Annotated in this window: 10 protein-coding genes; 5 read left to right on the forward strand and 5 right to left on the reverse strand. The window is 41.0% G+C overall.

The features are described 5' to 3' along the window. Positions 1-18 precede the first annotated feature (18 nt). From KIT51_13220 to KIT51_13230, 3 genes are read left to right on the forward strand one after another with little or no spacing between them, the layout of a single operon-like run. Positions 19-4,053, forward strand: a complete 4,035-nt coding sequence (locus tag KIT51_13220) for an alpha/beta fold hydrolase (protein ID UYN85822.1) — start codon at positions 19-21, stop codon at positions 4,051-4,053. 56 nt (positions 4,054-4,109) lie between these two features. Then, the gene (locus KIT51_13225; GenBank protein UYN85823.1) at positions 4,110-5,201 is read left to right on the forward strand and encodes an SGNH/GDSL hydrolase family protein; all 1,092 of its coding nucleotides are present in this window, start codon (positions 4,110-4,112) and stop codon (positions 5,199-5,201) included. Between the two features lie 51 nt (positions 5,202-5,252). Further along, positions 5,253-6,035: a methyltransferase domain-containing protein gene (locus tag KIT51_13230; GenBank protein ID UYN85824.1), complete on the forward strand. Its 783-nt coding sequence runs from the start codon at positions 5,253-5,255 to the stop codon at positions 6,033-6,035. A gap of 89 nt (positions 6,036-6,124) precedes the next feature. On the opposite strand, the gene KIT51_13235 is transcribed toward KIT51_13230, so the two are convergent. Further along, the gene (locus KIT51_13235) at positions 6,125-6,856 is read right to left on the reverse strand and encodes an SDR family oxidoreductase (protein ID UYN85825.1); all 732 of its coding nucleotides are present in this window, start codon (positions 6,854-6,856) and stop codon (positions 6,125-6,127) included. A gap of 5 nt (positions 6,857-6,861) precedes the next feature. Then, positions 6,862-8,187, reverse strand: coding sequence for an FAD-binding oxidoreductase (locus tag KIT51_13240; protein ID UYN85826.1), 1,326 nt, complete (start codon positions 8,185-8,187; stop codon positions 6,862-6,864). 54 nt (positions 8,188-8,241) lie between these two features. On the opposite strand from KIT51_13240, the gene KIT51_13245 reads away from it, so the two are divergent. Next, positions 8,242-9,441 carry a glycosyltransferase family 39 protein gene (locus tag KIT51_13245; GenBank protein ID UYN85827.1) on the forward strand — a complete coding sequence of 400 codons (1,200 nt, stop codon included), beginning with the start codon at positions 8,242-8,244 and terminating at the stop codon, positions 9,439-9,441. Between the two features lies 1 nt (position 9,442). Further along, positions 9,443-11,026, forward strand: a complete 1,584-nt coding sequence (locus KIT51_13250) for a hypothetical protein (protein UYN85828.1) — start codon at positions 9,443-9,445, stop codon at positions 11,024-11,026. On the opposite strand, the gene KIT51_13255 is transcribed toward KIT51_13250, so the two are convergent. The 3 genes from KIT51_13255 to KIT51_13265 all read right to left on the reverse strand — a co-directional run bounded on the left by KIT51_13255 (position 10,998) and on the right by KIT51_13265 (position 14,355). Then, positions 10,998-12,071 carry an acyltransferase gene (locus KIT51_13255; GenBank protein ID UYN85829.1) on the reverse strand — a complete coding sequence of 358 codons (1,074 nt, stop codon included), beginning with the start codon at positions 12,069-12,071 and terminating at the stop codon, positions 10,998-11,000. The two genes, KIT51_13250 and KIT51_13255, sit on opposite strands and share 29 nt — an antisense overlap. Before the next feature lie 158 nt (positions 12,072-12,229). Beyond that, positions 12,230-12,928, reverse strand: a complete 699-nt coding sequence (locus KIT51_13260; protein UYN85830.1) for a TolC family protein — start codon at positions 12,926-12,928, stop codon at positions 12,230-12,232. Beyond that, positions 12,925-14,355, reverse strand: a complete 1,431-nt coding sequence (locus tag KIT51_13265) for an O-antigen ligase family protein (protein ID UYN85831.1) — start codon at positions 14,353-14,355, stop codon at positions 12,925-12,927. Before KIT51_13265 ends, KIT51_13260 begins: the two co-directional genes overlap by 4 nt. Between the last annotated feature and the right edge of the window lie 90 nt (positions 14,356-14,445).

Genomic DNA, 14,445 nt, shown 5'->3' on the forward strand with positions numbered 1-14,445 from the left:
CTTAACCCCACGAAGGAAGTGTTTAAGATTGGTAAACCATATCGAATATTATTTTTACTCACCTTACTGGCGATTGGCCCCGGTGTGGCATCTGCGCAAGCGCCATGTCCATCATGCCAGATAAGCACAGATACTCAAGATCCTATACTTGAGGACCGTATCAAGTTTTGGATTTACACCCCTCCGGGAAATAACCCAAACGAACCTGCCCCATTGCTTATCAACTTACATGGACTAGGGCAGATTGGAGACAATATTAATCTGCTAACAACACAGGCTACCGATGCAACGCCTGCCTACCTGATTGCGCAAGGGCGATGGGACGCTTCAAGGCCATTTATCGTGGTGTCGCCCCAACTGAAACGCGATTTTTCTATACCCAATATTTTAGACCAGGATTGGACAGCAGATTACATTGATAAGGTGATTGAATATGTTAAGACCATTCGCACCATTAATACGGATAAAATCTATATCATGGGGTTAAGCCTGGGTGGCCAGGGCTGCATGATATACGCTGCGGCTTATCCACACAAGATAGCGGGCATGGTACCCATTTGCGGACGTACCAATGATATTATTGAAGAAGCCTGCTCACTGGTAAACATCCCTATGTGGATTTTTCACGGAACAGAGGATATACAATTAAACTACACTCACGCGACCACAATGGCTGCGGCAATTAACGCATGTGCCAATCCAGGAAGCATCAGGCCTCATGTTACTTTGTTGGATGCCATCGAACACAATGCCACTTGGAATCCTATCTATAATTTGTCATCAGGTTATCCAATTTACGATTGGCTGCTGCAATTCACCAAAAATTCAACGGCCAACGTTCCACCATACGTTAATGTTGGGGTTGATAAAAAATTTCTGGTGAGTGATGGTACGCTTTACCTGAACTCCGATTTTTTTGATGCTGATGGTTCCATTACATCCATTCAGTGGATACAACTACAGAATCCTCCTGCTCCTACCCTTACTTTGGAGCAAACGGATACCCGCATACTTAAAATCACTAACCTGCAGGCAGGTACTTTTCAATTCAGGCTAACCGTTACTGACAACCTGGGGGCCACCAGTAGTGATGATATTACAGTTGAATTGTTAACTGATCGTGGATCACACAACAGCGTTACCAGCTTTACCCTGACCAATGCTGCTTCAGGCACCGTCATTGGCCCCTTGGTTAATGAGCAAGTCGTTTATAAAAACTACCCAGGCACCATTGATCTTAACGTTCTGGCTACTACGGAAACCGGTGGTGGAACTTTAAAATTTAGGGTCAACAGCAACCAATTAACAAGGCAAGTGGATGGATGGAGTAGCGATAAATATGTGTACCCGGCTGGTTACGCTCCACTCGGTTGGAAAATTTTACCAGGCGAACATGTAGTCTGTGCAACACCCAATTCAAGTAGCTTTGGTAATGGAACAGATGGTGTATCAAAATGTGTAAAATTTTCCGTTATCACCCAAACGCTACAACAATACTACCCAAAGCCTGGGCAAAATTTAAATCTGTTATCTTCCTGGGGACCCAATCCGCCCGATGGCAGTGGAACAAATAATTGGGACTTCTCTTTTACCGGCAATTTTCAGGTATTTAATGTAAACAAAGTAGCCACTCAAGGCGGACCGTTAAGCATTGGCGGTAACGAGTCAGCGTTGTGGGTACGTAACGGTGGGGAGATGACGGTTGACAATACGTTTACCGGAGTCATTAATGTGGAGGGCAATGGCATTGTGAATGTAAATACAAGTCAGCCAGTGGCATTCGGATCAGTTTCTCCTACCTCTACTATTCGTTTTGGAGCCAATGCTACTGCCATACCCGCGCATACCTATGGTAACGTAGTGGTTCAAAGCGGAACCAAAACCTTAAGCAGTGGCACTACTACTATTTTGGGTAATCTAACACTGACGGCTAATGCCATGGTAAACGGAGTTGCCAATAACACCAGCAACATTCAACTGGGTGGGAATCTTATATTACAAACAACAACTGAATTTAATCCCACTCAAAAATTTGGGCTCACATTATTAGGAGGCACGCCTCATACTATTAACCTAACGGGTACCAAAGCGGTTTTTAATCAACTCACTATTTTAGGAAATTCGGTGGTGAGTATCACGCAAGGCACCTTACCGAAAACACTGGAACTGGGATCAACAACCGGTGGCGGATTAATCGTACACGCGGGAAGTGAATTAGGTTTGGGTAAAAATCATTTAACCATTATCGGGTCGGGTACCATCAACCCTCAAAACCAAACCGGCCGCATCGCTTTTGATAACAGTAATCTGTCCGTTACCTCATCGTCATCCTCCAACTCCTACCTGTACACCAAGCCGTTGGTTGATCATGTGTCGGCCGTAACCGCTAACCTCACAGGAGCAGGTGCGCTCATCCTTCAGGATTCCCTGTTCGTGGCGGAATCGGTGAAGATGCTGAACGGAACATTAAACGCGAATGGATTTCTTACGTTGGTTTCCACTGCTGATCAGACTGCCCGCATTGAACGCGTTGAGGGCACGGGAGATATCACGGGTGACGTTCGGTTTCAACGTTATGTTCGCCCTGGAAGGATGTACCGCTACCTGGGTTTTCCGGTTCAGGGTGCAACCGTAGGTGACCTTCAGAAGCGTGTACTGGTAACGGGAAATTTTGATGGCCGGTCAACCGGGCCAGGGCTGACTACCAATCCTTCGCTCTTTTATTATACAGAGCCGGGCGGCTGGCTCCCCTATCCAACCACAACAAGTGCTGCGGAATTTTCGATGGGAAGAGGCTATGCGGTATTCGTTCGAAAGGCAGATGACCCCACTACAATTACCGTAGCCGGTGAAGTGCATACCGGTGATTTTCCGTTTCAGCTGAACGCAGGTTCTGCACTGCCCAACGCGGGCTGGAGCCTGTTGGGCAATCCGTATGCGGCCCCCATTCAATGGGGTGGAACAGGCTGGATAGGTAATGGTATAAATCCAACGGTTTATGTTCGAGACAATGAGCAAGGCAACGGACGATTCCTGCAATGGGATGGAGAAGATGGAGATTTAGAATTTGAAGGTTTAATTGCGCAGGGGCAGGCATTTTGGGTAAAAGCAACAAGTGCAGGTGCATCACTCACTATTCAGGAAAATGCAAAAGCCACAGACGAAGCTATTTTTTACAGAACAAAACAAGACTCAAATTCAAGTCTTACCATTTCATTGAACCACAATGGACTAGTAGACCGGACGTTTTTGAAATTTAACAACCGCTCAGGTTTGAGGTTTGATCCGCATCGGGATGGCGTGAAACAACAAAACAGTTACTACAATTTCGCTACGCTTACGCCCGATTCAGTGTTGGTAGCCATAAAAAATATGCCCGATACGTGTACTGCAGGGGTAACACTCTCCGTGCAACATACCAAACCCGGCACGTATACACTTGAATTCTCCGGCTCAGCCTTGGAAAGCGAACGGGAATTTGTCTTGCAGGACAACTACCTGGGCGTGAACGTACGGGTAACATCCAATCAGCGCTACTCCTTTCAAATTACCGATGACCCCAACACCTTTGGTCATAAGCGCTTTCAACTCCTGGCCACCGTTGAACTACCACTACCTGAAATTTCGGTTGAACAGGATCACTTGGTGTCAAGCGTTACTGCAGATATTCAATGGCTGCTGAACGGTGAAGAAATAGCCGGGGCTACACAGTCTACCTACACTCCTTTGATCAGCGGTAACTACCAGGTGCGGGTAACGAAATCATCGTGCTCAAAAACCTCTCCTCCGTTTGCCTATGTGATTACAGGAACCGAACCCAGGCAGCCTGCTTTTCACTTGTATCCCAATCCTGCTGAACATTCAGTTTCGGCTAAAGGAATTTTAAAACCAACACCGTATACCTTGCTCAATAGCTGGGGCCAGGTTGTACAAACAGGTCTGTTGACCGCTGACCACTCAGAAATTGAATTAGCGTTTTCTTCCGGACTCTATATTCTCGCGCTTGAAGGGGAAGCAGGTATTCAACGACACAAACTAATCATTAAGAAGTAACCCTTTCCAGATTTTATATTCCCTTCTGTGCTATTAACTTTAGGGCAAACTCGCGCATGAAAAAAATACTTTCTTATCTCAAGAGTCTTTCCATAAGTGTATTTGTCTTCTTGATGCTGCTGGTCATCACCAACTGGGCAGTGGGAATTTATTTGGGGAAAATAGGAGCTGAAAAAAGGCATTTACTTCCCGGTTATAACGATGACCATGCGTATGCTAAACTTATTTTTGATGACTATCATGCTACAGCCCATCGTTACAAGCCCTTTGCCGAATGGCAAATGCTTCCCTATGCGGGTAAAACCTTAACGATTGATGAGCATGGACACAGAGTACATACACCCCCGGCTGGTGCATCACCAACACCGGCCATTCATTTCTTTGGCGGTTCTACCCTGTGGGGCGAAGGATCGGACGATGCGAACACCATACCGGCACTTATCCATCACCAAATCAACACGGGCACGGTGGTCAACCACGCCCAGCTTGCGTATAACTCCCGGCAAAACCTGGATGCTTTAATTTCGATATATGCCAAAGGTGAAAAAGCAGACCTTGTTATTTTTTACGATGGTGTAAACGATGCTGCTTTTCTATGTCCTGAAGAAATTCAGGAACTTCCCGGTCACCGGCTAATACCGTTATTTCAAAAAAAGATTTATGGCGGTGGCAAACAAGTGATTTTAACCGTACTGAATAACCTGTTCACTAAAAATATTTTACTGCTTATCCAGTATCGTCAAAATACGGGTGATGAAAAACCTTCGCTATACAATTGCCTGGACTCTGATAAAGGACGAAGTGTTGCAAGCATGCTCATGGCAAACTGGGAAATGGCCCATGAACTGGTTACCAGCCGGGGCGGAAAATTTATAGCTGTTTTGCAACCCGTTTCCTATATCGGTTCACCACGGGTGGAGCACCTTCAACTGCACGAAGAGTTGGGAGAAAATTTTCGCTTTGTTTACCACGAACTTCAGGAACTGATCAGGGAAAAAGATCATCCGTGGATATACGACTTTACCACTGCCTTTGATGGCCAGGAATATATCTACATTGATTTCTGTCATGTTACCAAAGCAGGCAACAAAATCATAGCTGAAAAATTAACACCCCTGGTTTCGCAAGCATTAAATCCTGTACACTAATTCAAACAACGTTTATTTCTATAGTTCAAATTATAAATATTTCCATACTCAATGAGTTCAGTAAAAGTTACACACCAGGATAGAATACAAGACGGCATCAAGTACGCAGAAGAAACCTTGCTCGACCAGGGCGGACATCTTGACATTGATAAAAAGCTTTTGAAAAAACATTTTGACTTCAACGGAAAGACCGTGATGGACTTTGGTTGTGGCGTTGGGGGCATGAGCATCTGGATGGCCAATAACTTAGGCGCCCTTGTAGACGGCTATGATATTGATGAAAAACATATTGAAGTAGCCTTTGCCTTGCTGAAAAAATATCCCACTGACAAGGTAACGTTTTCACAAAAAAATATAATCGAGAATCCTATTGATAAGGAATACGATGTAATCATCCTCAACGATGTGATTGAGCACATTAAACCGGACTGGATTCCGGGAATTCTCGACATCCTGGTAAACCGAAATTTGAAAAGAGGAGGCTTGCTTTATTTTAGCTATCCACCCTGGGAAGGGCCATACGCCAGTCATATGCAACGTATCATCAATGTACCGTGGCTGCAATACATGCCTCAAGAAATGCTGGTGAACATGATCCGGAAACGAAACCAGACTACCCTTGGCCAATATGATCTGGTGCAGGAATACCTGGAGCTGAATCACATGACCCACAAAAAGCTAATGAAATTTTTGGAGCCATTACCCGTTGAGCAAGAGTTCCGGTACAGTCATACCAAGCTTAATAAAATCAGCCTGTTTGCCAACACTTCCTTTTATTGGTGGCCGGCCAAGCACCTGATCTCTAAAGAGTTTATAACTTTCAGAAAGAAATAGTCAGAAGCCTATAATCTAATATTCCTCGTGGGCTTTGACCTGCGATCCCTTTCTATTTCTAAGATAAATTGAAAACGATTTTTGAGTTCTTAAAGCTTAAGTCTTTTAAAAACGAACTCCGGTATATTTCTGATCATGAGCATAACCCACTTCCAGGTGGGCAAAACATACACAACATCTCTTTTACGTTCCATTGCCCGGATAATCAATGAAGCAGCCTTGTCGGGTTGGGCTGTCAGGAAAGGAGAAGTTTTCATGTTCCCAAGCATCCGTGTTTTCATGAAACCGGGTTTTACAGTAATTACCTGCACACCGTTTTTAAAAAGTCTATTTCTTAAACCAGACAGGTAAGCCGAAAAACCTGCTTTTGCACTTCCATATAAATAATTACTCTGTCGGCCACGTTCTCCGGCTACAGAGCTTATACCCACAATGATACCTTCTGCCCGCTTTTCAAAATCGTTGGCAATTACATTTAAAATAGAAACTGCCCCAACGTAATTCGACATTACAATTTTAGCACTTTCTTCCCAATCAATTATTGCCCTGGTATGATCACCCAAATAACCGAAAACACAAATTACGGTGTCGGGTTTGGGGTCAAGATTTTCATAAAATTTCTTATGCGTAGCGGGTTGTAAAGCGTCAAATTCAGCCAGGTTAACCTTGATACCGAACCGAATTGTTAAATCACTTTTTACGGCAGCTAACCGCTCACTGTTTCGCGCAGCCAAAATCAATTCACACGATTTTGCAGCCAATTGATCTGCCAAAGCCAGGGCCACCTCGGAGGAAGCACCAAGTATAAGTACTCTTTTCATAATAACTATTTAATTTCAAGTCGCCTGGAAAGCGAGGATACAATTTTTCTTTCTGGGTCAATCTTCCTTAAAAAGGATACAAAATTTGATGCATGGGGATATGTGCTGTGGAAAATTTCGGCTTTCATACGGGCATCCTTTGTTAAATAAATACGGCCGCCATAATCCTTAACCATTAGGTCAAGTTCATCCAAAAAAGAAAAAAGCCTATCATTAATAGGGATGTCCAGTGCCAGTGTATATCCCTCCATATTGAAAGAAATTGGGCCTTGCTGCGTTCCGAAAAGTTTAAGCACCGCTAAAAATGAACCCCAACCTTTGCTGCTTATGCGATTAAGGATATTGCGCACCCCCTCTTTTCCCCGTTCCTTGGGAATTACAAATTGGTATTGAACAAATCCACGTTTTCCATAAATCCTGTTCCAATGCAAAATAGCATCCAATGGGTAGAAGAAACTTTCACAGGTAGCCATTGAATGCATCTCCTTCTTATAATTCTTTGCATAGAAGAAAGAATTGAAAGCCTTTACTGACAGTCCATTCAACACAAAAGATGGAAAGTTAAAGGGTACTGAAAGTGTTTTTGATTTTTTCGGAAATGCATGCCTGGCACTCTTTAATTCAGGAACTGAAGCATGTTCACCTAACATAAGAATGCTACGTCCAAAATTAGCACCTGTTTTCAGGCAATCGATCCATGCCACTGAATAAGTGTAATGACTATATTGTTCGAAAAGATCCAGCACTTCATCCAATCCTCCCGATTTTATTTGTACCTGCCTGATATAACCAGTTTCGATTCTTTTTAATGAAAATGTTACCTCAAGTATAATTCCGGTGAGCCCCATTCCACCACAGGTAAACCAAAAGTACTCACTGTTCTCAGATGCATTGCAGGAAATAATTTCTCCTTTGGGCGTCAGGATTTTTAATGAAATTACGTGCTGTGAAAATGACCCATCCTTATGGTGATTCTTACCATGCACATCCGAAGCAACGGCCCCACCAACGGTTATAAACCGGGTGCCCGGAGTAACTGGTAAAAACCAACCCCTGGGCATAATCACGTCTAAAATATCGGATAGCAATAAACCGCTTTGACAGGTGATGATCCCCTTACTTTCATCGAAATTAATAATCCTGTTGAACTTGAGGGTACTGGTTATGGAGGGCGCAAGTGATGCATCGCCATAACAGCGGCCATTACCACGAACTATGAAAGGAGAAGTATCAGCCAACTGAGCACTAAAATCCCCGGCAAATACAGGCGATGAAACTTTTGACTTTGCCAGCGGGTAATTGTTCCAATTTGTAATAAAATCACTCGTCATTCTATTAAAATCCCATAACTTTAACACCGATAGTTACGCTTTAATTCTTTGTTTATGAAGCAATTCATGCACGAAATTTTATCTTTTCAAAACCTGAACTGGCGACATTGGATTTTAATTTTTTCCGCTTACCTGCTCTTTCATATTCCCGTAGTACTAAAAAGCGATTACAACTCAAATCTTGCCATCATGCAGGCTGAGGCCTTCCTTAAAGGTAACCTCAATATCGATAGCTACTTTTGGGATGCCTCAGTATTTGAGGGCAAGTATTTCGTTTGCTTTCCCCCATTCCCTGCTGTTCTGGTAACACCTTTGGTAGCCATGTTCGGTAACGCAGTAAACACAATCTTTTTAAGCCTGGTGATTTCCTGTTTAAGCATGTATCTTTTGTACCAGTTGTTGATTAAGTTAATTGGGGATTCAACTGATAAGCTTTGGGTATTTCTTGGATTCTTTTTTGGCAGTGGGTATTGGTGGGTAGTACTTACCAGCGACCACATTAATGGCTTCGCCCATGTGGTTTGTATTTGTCTGTTGCTGATGCTGCTACTTGAGTTACATGGAAAAAAGAGGGCACTTATTGTAGGTGTACTTTTGGCGCTGGCTTTCTTAACCCGGCAAATGACCGTTTTTTATGGAATTCTTATCCTATACTTTTTTTATGTAGATGAACCTAATAAAAAAATTGCGATCCGGAATATCGCTGTCGCTTTTATGACAGCTTTTGTTTGTGTAATACCCTATTTTGTGCTTAACCATTTAAGGTTTCATAATCCTTTTGATACCGGTTACCAATATTTGATTTATGCAGCGCCCATCCAGGAAAGAATAAACGAATATGGGCTATTTAGCACCAAGTACTTTCTCTATAATTTCTACCATTTGCTGGTAAAGGGACATAACTTGCTCTTTGCAGGTAGTATGAATTTGCAGGTAGCTGGTATCGACCAATATGGAACCTCAATTCTAGCTGCTTCACCATTTATAATTTTTGCTTTTAAGGCACAGCAAGAAACTAAGTTTAAAATTGCATTTTGGAGTACGATCGTATTGATTCTTTCGAGTATTCTACTTTATCATAACAATGGCTGGATGCAGGTGAATACGCAACGCTTTTCGCTTGATTTTTTTCCGGCACTCTTGATTCTTATTGCCCTTAGTTATCCAGTTGTTCCCAAGTGGTTATTCAAATCCTTCGTTATTTATTCGATCGCACTAAACCTTTTAAGTTTCACAATCCATAGCCTGCGATGATATGAAAAAATGGATCCCTCTTACCATCGAATTACTACCTATAATCGGCTGTTCGTTATTTCCCTTATTTTTTGATTTGTCATACCAAATAAACCTGTACATGATCTGGGAAGGGGCTTACCGGCTTTACCTGGGAGAACTACCCTACAAGGATTTCGGCATACCCATGGGGGTATGCTCGTGGCTGATACCGGCCCTTTTCTTTAAGCTCTTTGGGCCAACGCTCTTTACTTTAGTTAAGGCACAGGCATTTATGAACATTGTTTCAGGCGTTGCATTCCGATGGATACTGGTGAACAATGAGGCCACTTTTTACACGAGGTTCCTCAGTTTAGTTATTTTTTCACTAACGTTTATTCTTGGATTGTATTGGCCCCAGTACAATCATACGGTTATCATTTTTCAACTCCTTGCCTTTGGTTTTCTGTTTCATTATCTGAAAAATCTAGAAGAAAAAAAATCCTGGATTATGCTGATAAGCTCCTCTTTATTTTTTACAGTGGCTTTTTTTACCAAGCAAGATGGTGGAGGCCTGGCATTGCTCATAGGTTTGATAATTGTTACGGTACATTCGTATCAATCGCGCACCGTTAAACCTACCCTTATTTTTACAATATCTCTTATTGTGTTTTTCCTAGCCTTTATACTTCCATTTCTGCAGTATGATTTCGTCTACTGGTTCAACTTCGGCCAACCACCACATTATGCACGTATAGCAATTCATGATCTTCTCAGGATTAACATGGAAGAATCACGATGGGAGAAATTTTACTTTTTGGTCGTACTTCTACTTTTTTATATAAAATGGCATCAACAAGGCATAACTCAAAGGGATTTTTTATTTACACTGCTTGTGGTCGGCATTCTTGTTCAAGCTATGATCTATCAGGTTACAAGCTATGTACCCAAGGATAACAACTTTTTTTTCCATGCCTTCTCGTGTGCCTTTATTTTGATTCAATTACAGAAAACAAGCTGGTTTCAGTCACGTATTGCATTCGTATCCTTAACTATTCTTATAAGTTTATGGTGGTCAGAAAAATACTGGAAATATGCTGACAAAATCCTGGCAAGGGTCACACCAGTAGCTACCGACAAATCCATTATCTCTATAAATACTTATATCCTGCAGCCTGCAGAATGCAACTACTATGCAGATCTATCCACCTGGAAAAAATCATCCTTACCCTCCTTTCAGCACATTCGGATGCCAGAAAGTACCGTTAAAGGTTTGGATCGTTTAATGCCCCTAATTGATAAAATAAGAAGTGAGAAAGAACCTGTTATTCTAAATATGTCAGAGCTTACCCCGCTGGCCCATGATGCAAATTTTAAACTTGAAAAAGGACCCCTGTGGTTTCACCTCGGTGTTGGAATGTTTGAGCGGGAACTGCAGTACTTTCAATCCCGAATAAGCGATCAATATTACGACCTCGTACTATTCGAATATATACCAACTCTTAACAATTTTTACCCGTTCGCAATCAGAGAAAAACTCAAAGAGAATTATCAATTACTTGATACTTTTGAGGCACCACGAATTGTCTATCCTGGTACTATTGAGGTTTACTGCCGAAATAAATAAATCGCTTGATGCCAGCAGGCGGGGTGAACAATCCGTTTAATCTCAACTTTATTAGTACATTATAACAGAGGACAGGGATCAGCACTCCGCCTATTATAATTAAGAGAAGCACAACTATTGAGGGCATTGATGGGAAAAACCTCAATAACATAACACGAATCGCCCCTGCAAAAATCAAATGCATGATATAAATGTATAGGGAATGACTTCCGATGTATTGTATTACTTTCAAAAATTTCCACTGATCAAGTTTATAAGAGATAAAAAACAAAACCATAGTACCAATAATTGTGATTGGCACAAACACTATAAACCCCACATAATCCAGATCGATAACAAAGTGGACATTTGGGTATTCACGGGCCCAATAAATTTGCAATAACACAAAAACCGGCAACACATAATACAGCCACCTTCCCGAAAAGAAACTACCATTACTATGTAGAATAGTGCCCGCTATTAAAAAACCAAAAACCAAAAATATGTAATAGAAAAATACGTCATGTATGGCGAAATAATTAGTGTGGATATAAAAAGACAAAAAATAAAGTACCACAGCAAGAATTACATTCGCAAAAATATTAAACTTTAAAAGTTTAAAGTTCACCACCGCAAAAAGCAGCATAGCAGCAAACAGTGTGTATAAATACCAAAATTGATCGATAGCTCTCGGATAAGTAATTAAATACACATAATAAGAAACATCTTTATCCGAATTAGAGAAATAGTTAAATAATATTTGAATAGTAAGATGAATAAATGCCCACACAAAATAGGGATACATTAAAGACTCGAACTTAAAACGAACGAATGTATCCAACCCTCTTTTAAGTGCACTCGAATAAATGAATATACCCGAAACGATAAAAAAAACAGGCATACTTGATTCTTGAACCAGGTAAATAGCATTTTTTATGTTAACACCGGAATTAAGCAAACCCGTTAAAGCGTGCCTGTAGACGACATATATAATGACAAAGCCCCTTGCATAATCAATCCAGCCGCGTCTATTGGAACTAGTATCTTTAACAACAAGTGAACTCATTTAATACAGGGAAAGGGTTTTAAGGGGGTTGAAAATAAACTCAATTCAGCAATACTGAGATTAAATTTTTCTAATACTCAACTAAGAAAAAGTAAACTTTTAAGAGGTAAATATACTACTCAAAAATTTCTGTTGCACTTAGAAATACTATTTTGTAATTACATTACATCTTCAAGTCTAACACCAATCAATTGCTCAAGATCGAGTTTGGCATTTTTGTAATCACGATCAGATTCCAGTAAAAGAATTGAGGCACGGTTAAGGTCTGTTTGGCTTGCCGTATAAAGCTCAAACGTTATTTCTCCATTTTTAAAGCGTTGTTCAACCAATTTAAAATTACTTTCAATATCCGAAAACTGTTGCGATTGGATTTTAAAGATTCGTTCGCGCATCAAGTATTCATTGTATGCCTTTAGTACCACTCTCCGTATCTCCAGTTTTTGCGCATTTATTTCATCCTGAGCAATCAATAATCTTTGCTTATTTTGTTTGGTCTCGTTTGGATTAGTCACAAAAACGCCCAAAGGTATTATTAAGCCAAAATTATAACGGGGAAAAAAAACCGGAAAATTAGGATCGGCACCCTTTATGTTTATTTCGTTTAGGTTTCCCTGTATAGTTATCAAATCCATCCAATCGGCCGCAGAACGACCAACCTGGTATTGAGCGATCAACAACTCGCGCTTTAATATCTCATTTTTTGGATGGTTTTTCCATGCGAGCTGAACTAATTTCTCACCAAAGTCCTGGCTTTGAACCCGGTCAGGTAAGATGATCTTGTTGTAATCAACGTTTTGTGCTTGTGTAGCATCCCAACCAAGCACTAGCATAAGGGTTAAGTATTGTATAGTTTTCATACTTTTTTGATTGTATCAGAGTTTAATCGATCAAATTGGGGTAACCGAATTAACAGGGCATAAGTAGCAATAACAATAAGATTTGCCGGCCTTGAAAACATGGCGTGCTGGGTAAAATGCCCGACAGATAACGCAAAGAATGGCATAGTGTATACCAAATTCATGTTTTTAAGAAACGGATCGGCAATTGAAAAATGGTTAATTATCCCCTTGATCATCACAACTGCAAAGAAAGCTATAAATATAATTAATCCAATCCACCCAAGCTCCAACGCTGTTGCAAGATACCCACTATCCGGATCCCACCCTTCGGCCAACGGATGACCCGGTGAATACTGAAGCCCACTTGTTCCTGTGGTCATTAACCCGCCACCAATAGGGTGGGTACGAATATAGTTTTGGAATCTCAACCGCTTATAATCCCTTACCCCCATGGATGCATCTTCGGAAGGCGTAAATGTAGAACGGAGCCGGATTATTTCGGCACTATAAAATGGTCCGAAGAAAATAATTCCGCCAGCGAATACAATAGCCATGGCAAATAAGATGACTTTTGTACTGTTGATATTCATTAAAATCAAAAGCAAAAGCCCAACCGCTACCATGGCGGTCGCTGTTCTGGTCCCAGAATAAAGCATGGCTACAAATACAACAAGCGAAGTTAAAATGAAAACAAATTTCCAATGCCCTTTATATGGACCAAAGGCCAAAGCAACAAACGCTAACCCACTAAAGGACAGGAACATTCCATAAGCAGCAGGATCGGAAAGAAAAGAAAACTTTCTCATGCTGCCCCATACATAAAAAAGCTCAAATCGTCCAGGGGCTTCAAAAATCCATCTCCACTCAAAGGCAGTTAAACCAAAAACCTCCTGATAAATTCCGTAAAGGGCAACAATCACTGCCACACCAAGCCAAAGAATTGTAAAATACCTTATGTTTTTAAGGGATATAAAAAGTTGAAAAAAAGTAATGTAAAGCAATAGCGAGGTATTGTTTCTCATGGACACCAGCCACCCACTTATAGATACAGCATTGGGGTTAAATAGCTGTAAAAGTTGATAAGCTGTAATAATGACGAAGAAAAACGTAAAAACATTATTAAAATTTGTCCACTCTTTTGTTTGCTTTACATTCAAAAAAATTCCCGCAAAAGTTATCACAACCAATGCATCATAAAATATTCCAAATGGAATAGGTGCCGGAATAAGGCGGGAGACATAAAACATAAAGGTTCCCAAAAGAAAAAGTATATAAACCCCAAAACTAAAGTCATAGATAATACCCATAAAAATAAAAAAGCCAAATACCCCAAGAATGACTAACGGGCCAACCAGAATATTTGAAGTCGCCATGAAATAAGACACTGCTACTGAAATGAATGTAACAGCAAATACAATAACAAAAGTATTGATGCGCTCTTTCATTCAAGGATAAGTATCTTGAAAAACATAAATAGATACACGGCCATTACAAATACAATAACCGATATTTTAACCAAATCCTTTTCTGTAAAT

It is taken from the genome of Cyclobacteriaceae bacterium, assembly GCA_025808415.1.
Taxonomy (GTDB): domain Bacteria; phylum Bacteroidota; class Bacteroidia; order Cytophagales; family Cyclobacteriaceae; genus UBA2336.

Coding starts and splice junctions, on each gene's coding strand:
- KIT51_13225 (UYN85823.1), top strand. CDS start 4,110: ATGAAAAAAATACTTTCTTATCTCAAGAGTCTTTCCATAAGTGTATTT.
- KIT51_13230 (UYN85824.1), top strand. CDS start 5,253: ATGAGTTCAGTAAAAGTTACACACCAGGATAGAATACAAGACGGCATC.
- KIT51_13235 (UYN85825.1), bottom strand. CDS start 6,856: ATGAAAAGAGTACTTATACTTGGTGCTTCCTCCGAGGTGGCCCTGGCT.
- KIT51_13240 (UYN85826.1), bottom strand. CDS start 8,187: ATGACGAGTGATTTTATTACAAATTGGAACAATTACCCGCTGGCAAAG.
- KIT51_13245 (UYN85827.1), top strand. CDS start 8,242: ATGAAGCAATTCATGCACGAAATTTTATCTTTTCAAAACCTGAACTGG.
- KIT51_13250 (UYN85828.1), top strand. CDS start 9,443: ATGAAAAAATGGATCCCTCTTACCATCGAATTACTACCTATAATCGGC.
- KIT51_13255 (UYN85829.1), bottom strand. CDS start 12,071: ATGAGTTCACTTGTTGTTAAAGATACTAGTTCCAATAGACGCGGCTGG.
- KIT51_13260 (UYN85830.1), bottom strand. CDS start 12,928: ATGAAAACTATACAATACTTAACCCTTATGCTAGTGCTTGGTTGGGAT.
- KIT51_13265 (UYN85831.1), bottom strand. CDS start 14,355: ATGAAAGAGCGCATCAATACTTTTGTTATTGTATTTGCTGTTACATTC.